This window comes from Streptomyces sp. NPDC107765 (genome assembly GCF_055657085.1).
Window position 1 is genome coordinate 220084 of record NZ_JBVKBL010000008.1, and the last position, 17697, is coordinate 237780.

The window sequence follows — 17697 nt, forward strand, 5'->3', positions numbered from 1 at the left end:
TAGTGCACGCGGTCGAAGAGCCGCAGGTGGCGGGCTGGGGATGCACCGCGCTGCTAGGGTCGGCGCCAGTGGAGAGGCTCTGGTGCACTAGTACGGCAGGGAGAGGCGCCGATACGGCACCGAGCTGATACGGCACCAATACGGAGGAGGCCGCCCTGTGGCGCAGCCCAGCGCACCGCCCTACCGCCGGATCGTCGCGGAGATCCGGCGCCGCATCGACGCCGGCGAGCTGGCGCCGGGCGACCGGGTGCCGTCGACCCGGCGGATCACCCAGGAATGGGGGGTGGCGATGGCCACCGCCACGAAGGTGCTGACGACGCTGCGTCAGGAGGGGGCCGTACGGGCGGTGCCGGGCGTGGGGACGGTCGTGGCCGAGCCGCAGCCGCAGCCCCGGACGGCGCCCGGTCCGGCCCCGCGGGAGCGGCGGCCGCGGGACGCGGACAGCGGGCTGAGCCGGGAGCGGATCGTCCGGGCCGGGATCAAGGTCGCCGACGCCGAGGGGCTGCGCGCGCTGTCGATGCGCCGGGTCGCCGCCGAGTTCGGGGTGTCGTCGATGGCGCTCTACCGCCATGTGGCCGGCAAGGACGAGCTGGAGCTGCTGATGGCGGACGCCGTGTTCGCGGAGGTGGAACTGCCCGATCCGGCACCGGACGGCTGGCGCGAACGGATGGAGGCCGGGGCGCGGCTGCAGTGGGCGCTCTACCGCCGGCACCCGTGGCTGGCGAAGTACCTGTCGATCAGCCGCCCGCAGCCGATGCCGCGGGCGATGGCGCTGATCGAGTGGACCGTGGGGCGGGTCGAGGGGATGACCCCGGTGACGCAGCTCCACATGGCCGTGACGCTGGTCGGTTTCGTGATGTCCACCGCCGCCGGTTTCGAGGAGGACCTGGAGGCCGAGCAGGAGACCGGGATGGACCAGGACCAGTGGATGGCCGCGCTGGAGCCGGAGTTCGAGGGCATTTTCCAGTCCGGTGCGTACCCCATGTACGCGGCGGTCTCCGGCGCCCCGGAGGATTCCTTCAACCACGAGACGCTGTTCGAGTTCGGTCTGGCGCGTCTCCTGGACGGCATGGCGGTACTGGTCGAAGGCGGAGCCGGGTAGGGGCGTCTGCCGGGGCAACGGGCAAGGCCCTGGGCTCAGTTGAGTTCCCCACGGAGCCGTCTGGCCCGTAACACCAGTTCCAGTTCGAAGCGGCGGTCCGGATCGTCCACCTCCGGTCCCCATAACTCCCGAATCTGGCGCAGCCGGTAGCGCACGGTCTGGGGGTGGACGCCGAGCCGGGCGGCGATCTCCGGGGCGCCGCCACGGGTCTCCAGCCAGGCGAGCAGGGTCTCGGCGAGCCGCCGCCCGTGGGTCGGCCCGCAGCCGTCGAGGGGGGCGAGGCGGCGGCGGGTGAGGTCGTCGATCAGCTCCTCGGGCGGCAGCAGGACCAGCGCCTCGGTGTGTTCGGTGCACTGCAGCAGTTCCCCGGCCGGCAGCAGTCCGCCCTCGATCAGGTCGGCCGCGGCCCCGGCCCAGCGCAGCGATTTTGCGGCGGCCGGCAGCGGGACGACCGGGCCGAGCGCGCCCGACCAGCCGGCCGCGGCCCGGCCCAGCAGCTCGCGCCGGCCCGGGGCGTCCGGTTCCGGCACCACCATCCGCGGCCGTTCGCACTCCATGTCCAGCAGGACGTCCGGGGCGACGGCGGGGGCCACCGCCGCGCGGTCCGGGCGCAGCAGGACGGCGACCGCGACGCGTTCGGGCAGCGGCCAGCCGAGCCGGGCGGCGCGTTCGGCGAGCGCCGCCGGCACCCCGCCGGTTCCGGCCGGCCCGGGACCGGCCGTTCCGCTTCCGTTGCGTCGCGTACGGGTGGCCGCGAGGCCGAACAGCTGCTCCATCAGGCGGCGTTGCTGCCGCAGCCGCTCCCCGGCCTGGCGGGCGGCGGCCTCGGCATAGCCGCGGACGGATTCGGCCACCAGCCCGTCGAGGTACTCGAAACCGGACTCGGCGAGCTCGTACATCGCCGGGGCGGGGATGGCGACCTGCTGGCCGATCTCGGCGAGCCGCCGCCAGGCCAGCCGTACGCCCAGCCGGTAGATGGCCTGCAGCGCGTCCAGGCTGCGGCCCTGGACGCCCTCGCCGCGGCCGAACTCCTGGAAGACCCGCGGGTGGACGTGCGGCCGGTCCGGTCCCGTGGTCAGGTGCGTGACGAAGTGCTCCAGCGACTGGCGGATGCCGACCAGCGCCCGTGGCTCCCCGAACTCGTCCGGAACCAGCGGTAGTTGGGGGTACTCATGGCGGATCTCGCGCAGGATGTCCTGAGCCAGCGTGGGCACCTCCGCCAGCGCCAGGGTGGCGAACTGCCGTACCTGGTAGGACGGGACGTCCCGCCAGGCCGAGCGGACGGCGGTCACCATGCCGAGGACCTCCTTCGTACGCGGCGGCCGGCCGCGCTGCGCATACCGCCCGCCTACTCGCCGGCCCGGTCGAAGGTCACCAGCGGCACATTGGGCTGTTCGGGGGTGGCGTCGAGCGCCGCGGCGATACCGAGCGCGGCGCCGACGGCCAGGGCGGCGGCGGTCAGCGCGGTCAGTGCGGCGGCGAGCATCCGGTGCATGGCGCGGCGAGCCCTTCGTCGGGGCCGGAGACCTCAAGCGGTCTCCGTCGGGTCGGTACGGCACACGGCGCGGTCCCCAGGGGTGCGATGCGGGGTCCGGCTCGTACCGCGTCCCACAGCGCGGCACCACTCGGTCGTGGTGACTGCCGAGTGTGGAAGGGCATTGACGGTCTGTCAAGAGTTCCCTTACGTTCCCGGCCCATGGGCGCCCGGCCCGTCCGACGCCGTTCCCGGGACGGCCGCCCGCCCCTTCCGCACGTGCACCAGAGCGTGATCCCCCACCGCTTCCAGGAGTGCCCGTATGCCTTCCCCCACCTCCGTTTCCGCCCCGCCCCCGGCCCCCGCCACCACGGTCACCGGCGCCCGCACCGCCGCCCCGATGTCCCTGGCGCTGCTCGGCCTCGGCGTCTTCCTGCTCGTCCTCGCCCCCCTGCTGACCTGGTACGTCACGCCGCGGGCGAAGGTCACCCCGGTCGACGTCGACGTCACCACCGTCTTCACCGGCACCGGCAGCTACTTCGACACCGACGCCCTGCGCACCAGGGATCGGCAGCGGATCACCCTCACCCGGCACGTACTGGGCGACGTCGCGGCGAGCGGGAAGAGCGGGCGGGCCGTGTGGGACGTCTCCACCACGGTCGACACCCCGAAGACGCTGGCTCTGAAGGATCCACGCCGGGCGTTCCAGTGGACCACCGAGCGCTGGGTCACCGACCGGCGCAGCAACGCCCCGGTGCACTGCTGCGGCGAGGCCCCGACCCGCTTCGACGGCGATGCCTACCTGAAGTTCCCCTTCGATCTGCGGCGGACCGGATACCGCTGGTGGGACAACACGCTGGGCGCCGCCGTACCGCTCCGCTTCGCCGGTGAACGGCGGGCCGGGGGGCTCGTGCTCTACCGCTTCACCGGGACCGTGCCGGCCACCAGGACCGGTGGCCGGCAGGTCCCCGGGCGGCTGGTCGGCCGGCCGCGGCAGGGCCAGATCCAGGCCGAGGAGTGGTACGCCAACTCCGGTATCGAGCTGGTCGCCGAGCAGCGCACCGGCCGGATCGTGGATGCGGTGATCTCGCCGGTCAAGACGCTGCGGGCGCCCGGCGGCCGGCACGACGCGGTGACCCTGCTGCGCGGCGAGCGGCTGCGGTTCACGCCGGCGACGCGGCGGGCGCAGCTGCGGCTGGCGGCGGCGGACAGCGGCAAGCTGGCGCTGGTGGGCGGGACGCTGCCGGTGGGCGCCGCGGTGGCGGGCGGGCTGCTGACGGCCGGCGGGGCGCTCCGGGTGGCGCGGGGACGGCGGCGCACGGACAGCACCGCATGACGGGCGGCGCCCGCCGGAGCGACGCCCCTTGAGTGAAGTGATGAACCGTCAGTTCAACAACGCGCGGATTTTGTCACCCCGGTGAGTAGCCGCGCCCCGGCGCCCGGCCCAAAACTGTCCACCCCATGGCGCAGCACGGCCCGCACGACTCAGCACGCAGTACGTCCCCCACCCCCGGTACCGCACCCTGAGACGAGTTGGATCCGCCCATGCCCCCACACGTACGGCCCGCTTCCCCCGCCCGCTCGCTCGCCCCGGCCGCGGACGCCGGTCCCCCCGCCGGCGGCCCGCCCCCGCTCCCCCGCCGGATCGTCTTCCTCGCCCGCCGCGACCTGGGCAATCCGGCTGCCGGCGGCTCCGAGCTGCTGGTGGACCGGATCGCCGAGGGCCTGACCGCGCACGGTCACCAGGTCACCCTGGTGTGCGGGGGGCCCGCCTTCGACCGGGACTACCGGGTGGTGTCCGCGGGCGGCGACGCCGGCCACTTCCTGCGCGCGCCGCGCCACCTGGACCGCCGGGTCGGCGGCTGCGACCTGCTGGTCGAGGTCTGCAACGGCATGCCGTACCTCGCCCCGCTGTGGCACCGCGGACCGACGCTGTGCCTGGTCAACCACGTCCACACGGATCTGTGGCGGCTGCGCTACCCGGGACCGGCCGCCCGGCTGGGCCGGCAACTGGAGCACTGGGCACTGGCCGGCGCGCACCGCCGCAACCTGATGGTCGCGGTCTCCGGCTCGACCGCGGCCGCGCTGCACGAGCTGGGCGTGGACCCGGGGCGCATCCGGCTGGTGCACAACGGCGTGGAGGAACCGGCGCCGCTGGTCCCGAAGGCGCCCGAGCCGCTGTTCCTGGCCATGGGCCGGCTCGTCGAGTACAAGCGGATCGATCTGCTGCTGCGGCTGTGGGAGCGGGTCCGGCCGGTGACCGGCGGCCGGCTGGTGATCGTCGGCGACGGGCCGGAACGCGCCCGGCTGACCGCGCTGGCCGGCCCGGGCGTCACCTTCACCGGCCGGATCTCCGAACGGCGCAAACACGAACTGCTCTGCTCCGCCTGGCTGTTGCTGCATCCGTCGCTGGTCGAGGGGTGGGGCCTGGTGGTGATGGAGGCGGCCGCCCGGCGCACCCCGGCGCTCGGCTTCGACATCCCCGGACTGCGGGATTCCGTCGAGGACGGCGTCACCGGTCTGCTCGCCCGCGGGGAGAGCGCCTTCGCCGCGCACTGGTGCGCCCTCGGGCTGGGCGCGCGGCGGCGTACCGCCCTGGGGCTCGCCGCACAGGAGCGCGCCGCCCGCTTCCGGTGGAGCCACACCGTCCGCAGCTTCCGCGCGGTCGCCGCGGAGGCTTTCCGCACCGCGTCCCCCGGGCGGTGAGGCCCGACGTGCGCGATCCCTCACTGCGCCGGTCCTGGGCCCTGTTCCGGGCCTTCCTGCGGGAGCAGGACGATCCCGAGCACTGCTACCGGCTGCTCGCGCGGGACGCCGCCGACCAGGTCGAACGCCATCTTCCGCTGAACGGCGCGGTGGTCGCCGACGTCGGCGGCGGCTGCGGCCACTTCACCGAGGAGTTCCGGCGGCGCGGCGCCCACGGCTATCTCTTCGAGCCCGATCCGGCCGAACTGACCGCCCGCGGGCGGCGGCCCGAGGGCGCGGTGATCGCCGACGGCTATCTGCTGCCGCTCGCCGACGGCGCCGCCGACGTCTGCTTCTCGTCCAACGTCCTGGAGCACGTCGCCGACCCGCAGACCTTCCTCAGCGAACTGATCCGGGTCACCCGCCCCGGTGGGCTCGTCTACGTCGCCTTCACCAACTGGTTCTCCCCCTGGGGCGGCCACGAGACCGCACCCTGGCACTACCTGGGCGCCGAGCGGGCCCGCCGCCGCTACCGGCGGCGCACCGGCAGACCGGCCAAACACACCCTGGGCGTCAACCTGTTCGCGGTGCACGTCGGCCGCACCCTGCGCCAGGTGCGGGCCCGGGACGACGTCGCGCTCATCAGCGCACGCTCCCGCTACGCACCGTTCCTCGCCGAGGCCGTCCCCCGCCTCCCGGGCATCCGGGAGGTCGCCACCTGGAACCTCCTCCTCATCCTGCGGCGGTTGCCATGACCCAGACCCTCAGGCCCTCCCCGTCCCCGGGGTCGCCCGACGCCGGCGGCCGGACCGCGCCCGTCCCGGCCCCGTCGCCCGGGCGGCCGCGGTCCCGGCGCTGGCTGCTCGCCTTCTGGGCACTCACCCTGATCGGCTTCCTCGCGCCCGCGCCGGGCAGGATGACGTTCGAGACGAAGCTCGGGGTCACCACCGACCCCTGGCGGTTCCTCGGTGACCTCGGGCAGTTGTGGCACGACCGGGCCGGCCTCGGCGGCCTCGCCGACCAGTACATCGGCTACGCCTTCCCGGCCCTCCCGTATTACGGGCTGACCCACCTCGCCCACCTACCGGTGTGGCTGGCCGAACGCCTGTGGATGTCCCTGATCGTCACCGCCGCGTTCTGGGGCGCCCTCCGGCTCGCCGAACGGCTGCGGTGCGGCTCCCCGGCCTCCCGCCTGCTGTCCGCCGCCTGCTACGCGCTGTGGCCCACCTTCACCCTCGTCATCGGCTCCACCTCCGCCGCCGCGCTGCCCGGGGCGATGCTGCCGTGGGTGCTGCTGCCGCTGACGAACACGCAGGTCAACCCGCGGATCGCGGCGGCCCGTTCGGCGCTGCTGATCCCGTTCATGGGCGGCGTCAACGCGGCCTCGACGCTGGCCTGTCTGCTGCCCGCCGGGCTGTACCTGCTCTCCCGCACCGGGCCGCGCCGGACCCGGCTGCTCGCCTGGTGGCTGCCCGGCGTCGTGCTGGCCACCGCCTGGTGGGTGGTGCCGCTGCTCCTGCTGGGCCTCCACGGCGAGAACTTCATGCCGTTCATCGAGCAGGCCGACACCACCACCGGCACCATGTCCGCCACCGAAATGCTGCGGGGCGCCGGCAACTGGGTCGGCTATCTGAACTTCGGGGAACCGTGGTTGCCGGCCGGCTGGACGCTGACCGCCCGGCCGTACGCGGTCCTCGGCTCGGCACTGGCCGCGGCGCTCGGCCTGGCCGGCCTGGCCCGCCGCGATCTGCCCGAGCGGCGCTGGCTGCTGCTGACCGTGCTGTCCGTCGCGCTGATCACGCTGGCCGGATACGGCGGCGCGCTCGGCGGGCCGCTGCACGGGCTGTGGCAGGACTGGCTGAACGGCTGGCTGCGCCCGTTCCGCAACATCTACAAGTTCACCCCCGGCCTGGCGCTCGCGCTCACCCTGGGCCTGGCGCATCTGCTCGCGGCCGCCGGCGGACGGCACGCCACCCGCCGGACCCCCGCCCGCCACCGGCTGCCCCTGCTGACCGCGCTCCTCGTCCTGCCCGCGCTCGCCCTGCCGTTCCTCACCGGCACCGTCCTCCAGCCAGGCGCCTTCACCAAGCTGCCCGCCTACTGGACGCAGACCGCCCGGTGGCTGAAAGCGCACTCCCCGCAGAGCCGCGCCCTGGTGGTTCCCGCCACCGCGCACGGCATCTACACCTGGGGCTCCCCCATCGACGAACCCCTCGACGTCCTGGCCAACTCGCCATGGACGCAACGGGACTTCGTCCCCTTCGGCACCCCCGGCGCCCGGCGCGCCCTGGACGCCGTCGAACAGGCCCTGCTGACCGGCGCCGAGGTCCCCGGCCTGCGCGACTACCTGCACCGGGCCGGACTGCACGACGTCGTCGTCCGCAACGACCTCGACCCGGACCAGATCGGCTACGTCCCGCCGCAGACCGTCACCCGCACCCTGGAGGCGTCCGGCTACCGCAAGGCGGCCGCCTTCGGCCCGCTCACCACCGGCGGCCGGATCCCCGCCGAGACCCCGCTCCAGGTCCAGGGCCTCTATCCGCGCCGACGCGCCGTCGAGATCTACCGGCCCACCGACACCCCCGCCCCCGGGCCGGTCACCGCCCGGGCCGTCGCGGACACCGCCCAGCTCAGCGGCGGCCCGGAGGCCCTCCTCCAGCTGTCCGCCGACCCCGCGCTGCGCCGCCGGCCCACCGTGCTCACCGGCGACAACCACCCCGGGCTCGGCACCCCACCGCTCCAGCTGACCGCCGACGGACTGCGCCGCGCCGACACCCGCTTCGGGCTGGTCAACAGCAACACCTCCTACACGTACACGGCCTCGGAGACCAACCACCCCGACAGCGTGCAGGACCCCGGCCGGCCACCCCGGCAGATCCTGCCGACCCCGGGCATCGGCCACCAGACCACCGCCGTGCTCCGCGGCGCCGCCTCGGTCACCGCCTCCACCAGCGGCAACTGGCTGTTCCACCTGCCGCAGTACGACCCGGTCAACGCCTTCGACGGCGACCCCGGCACCGCCTGGGCGGAGGGCAGCGCCGGCGACCCGGTCGGCCAATGGATCAAGATCACCTTCACCCGGCGCACCACCCTCCCGGCCACGCTGTCCCTCACCCCGCTCCCCGGGGACGGCCTGCGCGCCGCCCCCACCTCCGTACGGATCGGGACCGACCGCGGCAGCACGGACGCCCCGCTCCGCCCCGACGGGACGAAACAGCAGGTCAAGGCCCCCGCGGGGCCGACGAAATGGCTGAAGGTGACGATCCTCGGCTCACAGACACCGCGCGCCGGGCTGTCCGGTGCCGGCTTCGCCGAGATCGGCGTACCGGGCGTACAGGTGACCCGGCTGCTGCAACTCCCCACCGACGCCCAGGGATCCGGCGCCCCCGCCGAGACGATCTCGCTGCACCGCGGCAGCGACCCGGGCGGACTGTCGCCGGTCTCCGCCGAGGTGGGACTGCACCGCCAGTTCCGCACCGGCTCACCCGCGCCCTACGCGGTCTCCGGCACCGCGCTGCCCGTGCCCGGCCCGGAACTCGACCGGCTGCTGGACCGCATCGCCCCGGAACAGAAGGACCGGATCACCGCCACCGCCGACTCCACCAGCTTCGGCTTCGGCCGGTCGCTCAGCCCCCGCAACCTCGTCGACGGCGATCTGACCACCGCATGGATCGCCGGCGACACACCGGTCCTGCACCTGCGCTGGCCGGGCAAGAAGAAGATCGACCAGATCGTGCTGGCCGCGGCCGGCGGAATCTCCACCCGGCCGGAACAGATCCTGATCAACTCCCCCGACGGGGCGGCCACCGCGGGCGTCGACGAGAACGGCCAGGCCCGCTTCGACCCGATCACCACCGACCGCCTCGACATCACCCTCAGCAAGGTGAAGGAACTCACGCTCCACAACCCGGTCGCCGGGCAGGCCCTGCAACTCCCGGTCGGCCTCAGCGAGGTCTACCTCCCGGCCCTGGACACGTACCGCACCCCGCGGCCACCGGCCGGCGCCCGCTTCACGCTCGGCTGCGGCCAGGGCCCGATGCTCGCCGTCGACGGCGTTCTGCACGCGACGAAAGCCTCGGGACACGTCCGCGACCTGACCGAACGGCGCCCCGTCCCGGTGCAGTTGTGCGCCGGTGAGGCGCGCGACGGACGACTGGAGCTGGCCGCGGGCCGCCACCGGGTCGAGTCGGGGGACCAGGGACCGCTGGCGCTGACGGACGTGACGCTGGGGAGGGGGCCGACGGGTGCGACGGCGGAGAGGGAACCGCCGGGTGCGACGGCGGAGAGGAGTGGAACGGTCGGTACCCGGGCGGCCGCAGCGGACCGCACGGCCACCGCGCAGGACTGGTCGGGGGACCGGCGCACCGTCCACATCGGCCCCGGTCGGGCCGTCTACCTGCAGATGTACGAGAACGCCAACGACGGCTGGCAGGCCACCCTCAACGGCCACCGGCTCACCCCGCTACGGGTGGACGGCTGGCAACAGGGCTTCCTCGTACCGGCGGGCGCGGGCGGCACGGTCGAGCTCTCCTACGCACCCGCCGGCCTGTACGACGCGGGGCTGATCGGCGGCGCGGCGGCCGTCGCGCTGCTGGCCGTCTGCGCGCTGGTGCGCCGTACCTCGCAGGCCGGGCCGCCTGCCGAACCCGCGCCGCCCGCACCGTCGTGGGTGCTCGGGGTGGTGGCACTGACCGGGGTGATGGTGCTGGCGGCCGGGCCGTACGCCGTGCTCGTGCCGCTGCTCGCGCTGGCGGCCCGCTTCCGGCCCGCCCTGCTCGGGCCGCTCGCGCTGGTGGCGATGGCGGGCGCCGGAGTCATCGCGGCGGTGGGCGCGGGCGACCCGGTCGCCGCCGGCCGGGGCGCGTTCAGCGGCGCCGCACAGGCGCTGGCGCTGCTGGCACTGACCGCGGCGGTGGTGACGGCGCCGCCGGCCCGGCCGGTGGGGTCCCGGGCGTTGCCGTCCCGCACGTACAGCGACACGTACCGCAACACGTACAGCAAGGCGTCGGACGAGGGGGAGGGTACTGCCCGATGACCGCACTGCATCCGACGGCCGGGGCCCCGGCACCGCACGGGGGCCCCGGCGGCCCCGGTGGGACCGATGCCGCCGTCGGCCGTCAACGCGCCCTCGGCCGGGTACCGTTCCCCGCCGTCGACGAGATCGCCCGGCACTGCCTGGACGACGACGAACCGGAGACCGTGCACATCGAGGTGCAGCTGCCCGGACGGGTGGACGCCGCCCGGTTGCGCACCGCGTTCCACCAGGCGCTCACCCGGCATCCGCGCATCCTCATGCGGCAGGCGCCGACGCGCTGGTGGCACCGCTCGTACACCTGGCACCTCACCGCCGGCCCGGACCGGGATCCGGTGGTCGTCCCGCCGCCCGGTCCCGATGCCCTCCTGCGGGCCAGGGAACGGGCCCTCACCGACTGCCCGCCGCTGGACTGCTCACCGCCCGTACGCCTGGAGATCCTCGGCCCCGCGGTGCCGGGCGGCGGCACCGTACTGCTGCTCACCCTCAACCACACCGCGCTGGACGGCCCGGCCTGCCTCCGCGTACTGGCCACCACGGCGGAGCTCTACGGGGGCGCGGGGGCGGGGACGGGTGCCGTGGGTGGCCCGGCAGGCGGGGAGGGCACGGTCCCGACGGGCGGCCAGGACAGCGACCCGGACGGCGGCCAGGACGGCGGCCGGCCGCGCGGCACCCGGGCCCGCCTCGCCCGGCCCGCCCGTCCCGCCCGGGTCGCCGCCGATCACCAGGGCCGCGGCGGGGCCAAGGGCTCCGGTCCCGGCAAGGGCAACGGCATGCTGCTGACCGAACTGCCGGTACCGGCCCGTCCGCCACGGACCGGCGGCCGGGCGCCGTACACCGTCAACGATCAACTCCTCGTCGCCACCTGCCTGATGGTGGCGCGCTGGAACCGGCTGCACGGCGCCCGCCCGGCACCCGTCGTCATCACCATGCCCATGGACGACCGGCCGCGCGGCGCCGAGATGCCCATCGGCAATGGCACCCGGCTGGTCCCGGTCCGCTTCGGCCCCGAGGAACGCCGGGAGGCGGCACTGCTCACCTCCGGGTCACCCGACCCGGACGCGGTGGCCCGGCTGCTGCGGCGGACGGCCGAACGCACCCGCGCCCTCAAGGCGGCGCCGCCCGGCCCACCGCTCGGCCTCGCCGGGACCGTACTGACCGCCCCGGTGCTGCCGGTGGGCGTACGCGGTGCGGTCACCCGTGCCCTGCGCCGCACCGCCGCTCCCTGGACCACCACCACCCTGCTCTCCAACATCGGGCGGCTCCCCTACCCGTTGGACTTCGGCGACGCCGGCCGGCCGACCGCGGTGTGGTTCTCCGCACCGGCCCGGATGCCGCGCGGACTCACCGTCACCACCGTCTCGGTCGGCGGCCGCATCCAACTCGCGCTCCGCTGGTCCCACGCCCTGCTCGACGAGGCCGCCGGCGCCCGCCTCGCCAGCCTCTTCCGCACCGCCCTCGCCGCCACCGCCTGGCCGGGAGCCACGGCGGTCCTTGGGCCCCCTCCCCCAAGCCCACCCACCCCGCCACCACCGCCGCCCGACCCACCGCCGCTCACGCCCCCGGCCGAGGGCGGCGCCCGGTGAGCCCCCTGAGGCGGGTGAGCCCCACAAAGCCGGTGCGCTCCATGAAGCAGGTGAGCTCGATGAGCTCGGTGAGCCCGGTAGGTGGCCTGCGGGACTTCTACGAAGATCCCGCCGTGCCGGTGGCGTCCGGGGCCGGGCGCAGCCGGCGGCAGGCGCGGCTGCTGGCGCACGCCCTGGGCCCCGTTCGGGCCGGGGCGCCGGGCGCCACCGTGCTGGACATCGGCTGCGGCGACGGCACCGCGGCCGCCACCGCGGCGGAGGTCCTGGCCGGCCATCGCCTCATCGGCGTCGACTGGTCACAGGACGCGCTGCGCCGCGCCCAGGCCCGTATTCCGCATGTCGTACGCGGGGAACTCACCGACGGCGGGCTGCCGTTCGCGACCGGCTGTGCCGACGCCGTCCTCTTCAGCGAGGTCGTCGAGCACCTCGTCGACCCCGATGCCGCGCTGGACGAGCTGCACCGGGTACTGCGCCCGGGCGGCCATCTGATGCTCTCCACCCCCAATCTCGCCGCCTGGTACAACCGCGGGCTCCTGCTCGCCGGGGTCCAGCCCGTCTTCTCCGAGGTGAGCATGCGCCGGATCCACGGCCGGCCCGGCACCGAGGTCGTCGGCCATCTGCGCCTCTACACCGCCCGCGCTCTCCGCGGCTTCCTGGCCGCGTCCGGCTTCGAGGTCGTACGGATCGCCGGTGCGCCGTACCACGACGTACCGCGCCCGCTGCGCCCCCTCGACCGGGCCGCGTGCCACCTCCCGTCGCTGGCCTCCATCCTGCTCGCCCATGCCCGCCGGAGAAGGGAGTAGGGCGATGCCGTGGTGGGGCGTGGCGTCCGCGCTGCTCGCCAACGTCCTGTACAGCACCGGTTTCGTGCTGGAGAAACGGGCACTGGCGGCGCTGCCCGCGCTGAGCACCCGGCAGCCCGTCCGGGTCGTCGGTCACCTCCTGTCCAGTCCGCTGTGGCTGGGCGGTTCGCTCGCGCTGGCCGCCGGGTTCGCCGCCCAGCTGGCCGTCTACCGCACCCTGCCGCTCGCCGCCGCGCAGGGCATCTTCGTCTCGGGCCTGGTGCTGTTGCTGCTCCTCTCCTCGGTCGTGCTCGGCGAGCGGACCAGTGGCCGGGAGCGGCAGAGCATCGTGGCGATCCTCGTCGCGCTCGTCCTGGTCGTCGCCTCCCTCCGCGGCGAGGACGCACGGGCCGTCGCCCGCACCGCCCCGCCGGCGACGCTGCTGGTCATCGCCGTACCCTCGCTGGCCGCCGGGCTGCTGCTCTACCGCTCGGCGGAACGGCGGGCCCGGCGCCGCCACCGCCTGCCGACCACCGGCGTCCCCTACGGGGTGGCCGTCGGCCTGCTCTACGGCGTCAGCTCACTGGCCATCAAGGGCGTCTCCGGCCTGCTCACCACGCATGACGTCCCGGCCGCCGCCGGGCAGCTGTTCCGGTCGCCGTACCCCTACCTCCTGCTCTTCACCGGCGCCGCCGGCCTGGTGCTGTCCCAGACCGCGCTGCAACGCTGCCGCGCCTCGGTGATCGTCCCCGTCTGCACCACCGTCACCTGCGTCTTCACCGTCGTCTGCGGCACCGTCGCCTTCGGCGAGCCACTGCCCGCCGATCCGCTACGGCTGGCGCTCCGGCTGGGCGGCACCGCCGTCGCGGTGACCGTCCTGCTCGCCCTCCCCCGCCATGACACGCCTCCCGGCCCCCCGATCCCCCGAGCCGCCGAGCACGCCGAGCCGCCGCACCAACCCCCCGTCCCGAACTCCGAGCCCCGAGCCCCCAGCCCTCAGCCCCCAGCTCGGCAGCAACCTCCCCCGAACTTCCAGGAGTTGAGCCATGAAGCCCGATGACCCGCTGCTCAAGATCCTCGTCTGCCCGCTCGACAAGGGGCCGCTCTCCCTCCTGACCCCCGAGGGCGCCCTCTACAACCCCCGGCTGCGCCGCCGCTATCCGATCCTCGACGGCATCCCCCAGCTCCTGCCCTCCTCCGGCGAACAGGTCACCGACGCCGAACACGCCCGTCTGCTGCGCCGCCTCACGGACCAGGAGCCGCGGCCGTGACGCTGGCCGCCCGGCTGGGACCCCGGCTGCCCGCCCGGCTGGTGTCGGCGCTGGCCGCCCGGCTCTATCCGCGCTTCGAGCCGGAGCTGCGGCGCCTCGGCGACTTCTGCCCGCCGGGCGGCACGGCCGTCGACGTCGGCGGGTGGTACGGCCCCTGGACCCGGCGGCTGGCCCGGCGCGCGAACCGGGTCGTCACCTTCGAGCCCGTACCCCACCTTGCCCGTGTCCTCGCGGCCGTGACGCCCCCTCACGTCGAGGTGCTCTCCGCCGCGGCCACCGACCACGCCGGCTGCGCCACCCTCTGGCTGCCCCCGGACGGCCGCGGCGACCGCGGGGTCTCCTCGCTCGTCCGCCGCGACCTGCACACGGCCGCCCTCGACGTGCCCTGCCTGCCGCTGGACGCGCTCGATCTGACGTCCGTCACGCTCATCAAGATCGACGTGGACGGGGCCGAGCTGGCGGTGCTGCGCGGCGCCGCGCGGACCGTCGAGCGCGAACTCCCGGCGCTCTTCGTGGAGTTGGAGGCCCGCATCCAGCCGCTCCGGCCCGTGCTGGACTGGACGGCGGCGCGCGGCTATCGCGGCTGGGTCCTGCCGCACGACCGCTGGCTCCCGCTGGCCGACTTCGATCTGTCCGCCCATCAGTCCCGCACCTCCCACGTCGCCGAACACGGCCTGCTGAGGCGCTCCCTCGCCCCGCACCGCCGCTACGTCAATTCGGTGTTGTTCCTTCCGGACGGCGAGCGCCCCGGACCTCCCGCGGCCCCCGTCGTCCACGACCATGTCCATCATGAACCCCACCACTGACAACGACCCGCCCGCCGGCTCCGGCACCCCCTCTGACCTGCCCGGACCGCTCGCGTTCCAGCTCGTGCTGCTGCGCCGGATGGCCGACCACCACCCCGGCCTGGTCGAGGACGCGCTGCGGGAGCTGGGGGCCTCGCGGGCGCAGATGCGGGAGGCCAACCGTCGCTGGCAGGCGCGGATGCACGCCCCGCGGGCGGGCGGCGTCCAGCCGTACCGGGCGCTGCTGGGCGCGCCCGAGTCCGTCACCCCTCGCCGCATCGGCGATCTGACCTGTGAGGCGCTGCTCTGGCCGGTCCCGCTCTGGCCCGATCTGCGGTTCGAGGTGCTCACCGCCGCCCGGGGCACCGTCTGGAACGCCTGGCTGGTCCGCGCACCCGGAGCCGCCGCCCCCGAGTTGCGCACCACCGCGGACCTGGCTCCGTGGTCGTGCACGGTCGACGAGGTCGCCCGCGCGTTCCCTCCGGCCCGCCCGATGGAGGGCAGCGCCCCGACCCGCTGGCGCCTGGCCTGCAAGGCCCCCGGGCCCGACGGCGCGGCCCAGGATCTCGTCGCGGAATTCACCTGGGGGCTGTATCAGCGGCGGGTCGACTGAGCGGTCCGCGCACCGCTCCGCGGTCACCCGTTCGCCCCGTTCCACCCCGGCCCGTCCCCCGACCGGACGCTCTCGGCGGGCGGAGTTGTGCGGGCGCTCGGAGGATGGCGCACGAGCGGTCCGTGTGATCGGGCCGTATCAGCGGTCCGGTGAACGGGCCGTCCGAGCCCTTTCGTTCATACCGGCCCACCGGGGAGGAATCACCCATGACCATCAGCCTCGCCCAACTGCGGCGCTGCTCGGCCGCCGTCGACCTCGGTGCCGCCCGGACCAGGGTGTACGTGAAGAACCAGGGGCTGGTGGTCGATGAACCGACCGTCGCCGCCATCAACACCCGCACCGGTGCGCTGCTGGCCGTCGGCGCCCAGGCGGAGGTGATGGACGGCCGCACCCCGGACTACATCCGCGTGGTGCGCCCGGTCTCCGGCGGCACCGTCGTGGACATCGACATGGCCCAGCGGCTGCTGCGCACCCTGGTGGGCGACAAGTTGCGCAAGTCCTGGCGCCGCCGGCCCACGATGCGGGCCGCGGTCTGCCTGCCGTACGGGAGTGAGCCGCTGGCGCAGCGGGCCGCGGTCGAGACGCTCACCGGGCTGGGCGCGCGCCGGGTGGAACTGGTCGACACCCTGGTGGCCGCCGCCGTCGGTTGCGGGCTGCCGGTGGAGCAGCCGGAGGCGACCATGATCGTGGTGTGCGGTGCGGGAACGACGCAGGTCGCGGTGCTCTCGCTCGGTTCGATCGTGGCCGCGGAGACCGTACCGGTGGGCGGCAACGCCATCGACCACGCGGTGGTCCAGCACCTGCGGCGGCACCACGAACTGATGCTGGCGGGCCAGTCCGTACGCCCGCTGCATCTGATCCTCACCGGTGGCGACGGGCTCACCCCGGGCTCCACCGAGGTGCACGGCCGGGATGTGGTCAGCGGCATGGCACGCTCGGTGCACGTCGACACCGAGCGGGTACGGGACGCCATCACCGCCCCGCTGACCGCGATCCTCGACGGGATCGGTGCCGTACTGCGCCGCTGCCCGCCCGACCTGGTCGCCGACCTCGGCGAGCGCGGCATCATGCTCGCCGGCGGCAGCGCGCTGATCCCCGGCCTGGAGCCGATGATCCATCAGGCCACCTCGATGCCGGTGCACACCGCGGACCGTCCCGACACCTGCGCGGTGATGGGGCTGGGCGCGATGATCGAGGGCAAGGTGCAGCCGCTGCACCTGGACCCGATGGCGCCGTAGGGGCGTCGTCCGGAACAGCGGTGAGCGCGCGGTGCTACGGATTGCGGGTGTTCCAGGCCACCACGGCCGGGCGGTCGTGCTCCGCCCCCAGGACGCCGACCGCGCCCGTCTCGAACGTGAACAGCCCACCCGCGGCGGCCGGCAGGCCGAGCCGGCGGGCGGCCAGCACCCGCAGGAAGTGCGCGTGTGCCACCAGCAGCACATCGCCCCGGCCGGCCCGCAGCTCCGGGGCGATCCGGGCCAGCACCCGGTCGGCGCGCGCCCCGACCTGCTCGGGCGACTCACCGGGGTGCCCGTCGGGGCCGGGCACGACACCGTCGGAGAAGAGGTACCAGCCGGGCCGGCTGCGGTGGATGTCGGCGGTGGCCACGCCCTCGTAGCCGCCGTAGTCCCATTCCCGCAGGTCGGGGTCGATCTGCGGCTGCGGGAGGCCCGCCAGCTCGGCGGTGCGCAGTGCCCGCACCATCGGGCTGGCGTGGACCTGCGCGATCTTCCGGCCCGACAGCAGCGGCCGCAGTGCGCGGGCCTGCTCCTCGCCGACGGCGGTCAGCGGCAGATCGGTCCAACTGGTGTGCCGACCGTCCCGGCTCCACTCGGTTTCGCCGTGCCGGACCAGAAGTAGCTCGCTCACGAGCCCTGAGCCTACTGGCCCGCCCCGCCCTGCGCCTGCTCGCCCTTCTGGGCCTCCGCGACCGACGCCCGGACCTCGTCCATGTCCAGCGCACGGGCCTGGCCGATCACGTCCTCCAGGGCCGCCTCGGGCAGCGCACCCGGCTGGGCGAACACCGCGATGTTGTCCCGGACGATCATCACCGTCGGGATGGACTGGATCTGGAGGGCCTGCGCGAGCTCGGGCTGCGCCTCCGTGTCGACCTTGGCGAAGATCAGGTCGTCGTGCTTCTCCGAGGAGCGCTCGAAGACCGGGCCGAACTGCTTGCAGGGGCCGCACCACTCGGCCCAGAAGTCGATCAGCACGAAATCGTTCCCGGAGACGATCTCGTCGAAGTTTTCCTTGGTGAGCTCAACGGTGCTCATGTATGTCCCTGCTTCTGTCGAGGATGTGCTGCTGTTCGCACGGTCTCCGGCTGCGGAAACGGATTCGCCCCGCCACGTATTCCGTACACCGCGA

At 74.7% G+C, this 17697-nt stretch carries 16 protein-coding genes; 12 read left to right on the forward strand and 4 right to left on the reverse strand.

What is annotated here, in order from left to right; translation table 11 throughout:
- Window positions 1–157: 157 nt before the first annotated feature.
- Window positions 158–1102 (forward strand): TetR/AcrR family transcriptional regulator, encoded by a 945-nt coding sequence (locus tag ACZ7MX_RS21290; RefSeq protein WP_472134265.1) that lies wholly within the window; start codon window positions 158–160, stop codon window positions 1100–1102.
- Window positions 1103–1137: 35 nt separating this feature from the next.
- On the opposite strand, the gene ACZ7MX_RS21295 is transcribed toward ACZ7MX_RS21290, so the two are convergent.
- Both ACZ7MX_RS21295 and ACZ7MX_RS21300 read right to left on the reverse strand, forming a co-directional pair.
- Window positions 1138–2397, reverse strand: a complete 1260-nt coding sequence (locus ACZ7MX_RS21295) for a PucR-like N-terminal domain-containing protein (protein WP_472134267.1) — start codon at window positions 2395–2397, stop codon at window positions 1138–1140.
- Window positions 2398–2450: 53 nt separating this feature from the next.
- Window positions 2451–2597: a hypothetical protein gene (locus tag ACZ7MX_RS21300; protein ID WP_472134269.1), complete on the reverse strand. Its 147-nt coding sequence runs from the start codon at window positions 2595–2597 to the stop codon at window positions 2451–2453.
- A gap of 379 nt (window positions 2598–2976) precedes the next feature.
- Between ACZ7MX_RS21300 and pgfA the strand changes: the two genes are divergently transcribed.
- The 11 genes from pgfA to ACZ7MX_RS21355 all read left to right on the forward strand — a co-directional run bounded on the left by pgfA (window position 2977) and on the right by ACZ7MX_RS21355 (window position 16568).
- A complete protein-coding gene (gene pgfA, locus ACZ7MX_RS21305; protein ID WP_472134550.1) occupies window positions 2977–3912 on the forward strand; it encodes a cell envelope lipid trafficking protein PgfA in 936 nt (311 codons plus the stop codon).
- Window positions 3913–4121: 209 nt separating this feature from the next.
- Window positions 4122–5282: a glycosyltransferase family 4 protein gene (locus ACZ7MX_RS21310; protein WP_472134271.1), complete on the forward strand. Its 1161-nt coding sequence runs from the start codon at window positions 4122–4124 to the stop codon at window positions 5280–5282.
- Window positions 5283–5290: 8 nt separating this feature from the next.
- The gene (locus ACZ7MX_RS21315; protein ID WP_472134273.1) at window positions 5291–6016 is read left to right on the forward strand and encodes a class I SAM-dependent methyltransferase; all 726 of its coding nucleotides are present in this window, start codon (window positions 5291–5293) and stop codon (window positions 6014–6016) included.
- On the forward strand, window positions 6013–10296 hold the full coding sequence (locus tag ACZ7MX_RS21320; RefSeq protein ID WP_472134275.1) for an alpha-(1->3)-arabinofuranosyltransferase domain-containing protein: 4284 nt from the start codon (window positions 6013–6015) through the stop codon (window positions 10294–10296). Before ACZ7MX_RS21315 ends, ACZ7MX_RS21320 begins: the two co-directional genes overlap by 4 nt.
- Entirely contained in the window at window positions 10293–11879 is a 1587-nt protein-coding gene (locus ACZ7MX_RS21325; RefSeq protein ID WP_472134276.1) for a condensation protein, read from the forward strand. Before ACZ7MX_RS21320 ends, ACZ7MX_RS21325 begins: the two co-directional genes overlap by 4 nt.
- Before the next feature lie 59 nt (window positions 11880–11938).
- Window positions 11939–12682, forward strand: a complete 744-nt coding sequence (locus ACZ7MX_RS21330) for a class I SAM-dependent methyltransferase (protein ID WP_472134277.1) — start codon at window positions 11939–11941, stop codon at window positions 12680–12682.
- Window positions 12683–12701: 19 nt separating this feature from the next.
- On the forward strand, window positions 12702–13721 hold the full coding sequence (locus ACZ7MX_RS21335; protein WP_472134552.1) for a DMT family transporter: 1020 nt from the start codon (window positions 12702–12704) through the stop codon (window positions 13719–13721).
- The gene (locus tag ACZ7MX_RS21340; protein WP_472134279.1) at window positions 13708–13932 is read left to right on the forward strand and encodes a Trm112 family protein; all 225 of its coding nucleotides are present in this window, start codon (window positions 13708–13710) and stop codon (window positions 13930–13932) included. The genes ACZ7MX_RS21335 and ACZ7MX_RS21340 overlap by 14 nt, the downstream gene beginning before the upstream one ends.
- A complete protein-coding gene (locus tag ACZ7MX_RS21345) occupies window positions 13929–14738 on the forward strand; it encodes an FkbM family methyltransferase (RefSeq protein ID WP_472134281.1) in 810 nt (269 codons plus the stop codon). Before ACZ7MX_RS21340 ends, ACZ7MX_RS21345 begins: the two co-directional genes overlap by 4 nt.
- Complete coding sequence (locus ACZ7MX_RS21350; protein WP_472134283.1) at window positions 14722–15330, forward strand: hypothetical protein; 609 nt, start codon at window positions 14722–14724, stop codon at window positions 15328–15330. The genes ACZ7MX_RS21345 and ACZ7MX_RS21350 overlap by 17 nt, the downstream gene beginning before the upstream one ends.
- A 206-nt stretch (window positions 15331–15536) precedes the next feature.
- Window positions 15537–16568: a rod shape-determining protein gene (locus ACZ7MX_RS21355; RefSeq protein WP_472134284.1), complete on the forward strand. Its 1032-nt coding sequence runs from the start codon at window positions 15537–15539 to the stop codon at window positions 16566–16568.
- Window positions 16569–16602: 34 nt separating this feature from the next.
- On the opposite strand, the gene ACZ7MX_RS21360 is transcribed toward ACZ7MX_RS21355, so the two are convergent.
- Both ACZ7MX_RS21360 and trxA read right to left on the reverse strand, forming a co-directional pair.
- Complete coding sequence (locus ACZ7MX_RS21360; protein ID WP_472134286.1) at window positions 16603–17199, reverse strand: histidine phosphatase family protein; 597 nt, start codon at window positions 17197–17199, stop codon at window positions 16603–16605.
- 11 nt (window positions 17200–17210) lie between these two features.
- On the reverse strand, window positions 17211–17603 hold the full coding sequence (gene trxA / locus ACZ7MX_RS21365) for a thioredoxin (protein ID WP_472134288.1): 393 nt from the start codon (window positions 17601–17603) through the stop codon (window positions 17211–17213).
- Window positions 17604–17697 lie beyond the last annotated feature (94 nt).

Bases quoted from the DNA above. Each gene is read 5' to 3' on its own strand.
- ACZ7MX_RS21330 (WP_472134277.1), top strand. From the start codon at position 11,939: ATGAGCTCGGTGAGCCCGGTAGGTGGCCTGCGGGACTTCTACGAAGAT.
- trxA (WP_472134288.1), bottom strand. From the start codon at position 17,603: ATGAGCACCGTTGAGCTCACCAAGGAAAACTTCGACGAGATCGTCTCC.
- pgfA (WP_472134550.1), top strand. From the start codon at position 2,977: ATGTCCCTGGCGCTGCTCGGCCTCGGCGTCTTCCTGCTCGTCCTCGCC.
- ACZ7MX_RS21325 (WP_472134276.1), top strand. From the start codon at position 10,293: ATGACCGCACTGCATCCGACGGCCGGGGCCCCGGCACCGCACGGGGGC.
- ACZ7MX_RS21295 (WP_472134267.1), bottom strand. From the start codon at position 2,397: ATGGTGACCGCCGTCCGCTCGGCCTGGCGGGACGTCCCGTCCTACCAG.
- ACZ7MX_RS21340 (WP_472134279.1), top strand. From the start codon at position 13,708: ATGAAGCCCGATGACCCGCTGCTCAAGATCCTCGTCTGCCCGCTCGAC.
- ACZ7MX_RS21320 (WP_472134275.1), top strand. From the start codon at position 6,013: ATGACCCAGACCCTCAGGCCCTCCCCGTCCCCGGGGTCGCCCGACGCC.
- ACZ7MX_RS21310 (WP_472134271.1), top strand. From the start codon at position 4,122: ATGCCCCCACACGTACGGCCCGCTTCCCCCGCCCGCTCGCTCGCCCCG.
- ACZ7MX_RS21355 (WP_472134284.1), top strand. From the start codon at position 15,537: ATGACCATCAGCCTCGCCCAACTGCGGCGCTGCTCGGCCGCCGTCGAC.
- ACZ7MX_RS21300 (WP_472134269.1), bottom strand. From the start codon at position 2,597: ATGCACCGGATGCTCGCCGCCGCACTGACCGCGCTGACCGCCGCCGCC.
- ACZ7MX_RS21350 (WP_472134283.1), top strand. From the start codon at position 14,722: ATGAACCCCACCACTGACAACGACCCGCCCGCCGGCTCCGGCACCCCC.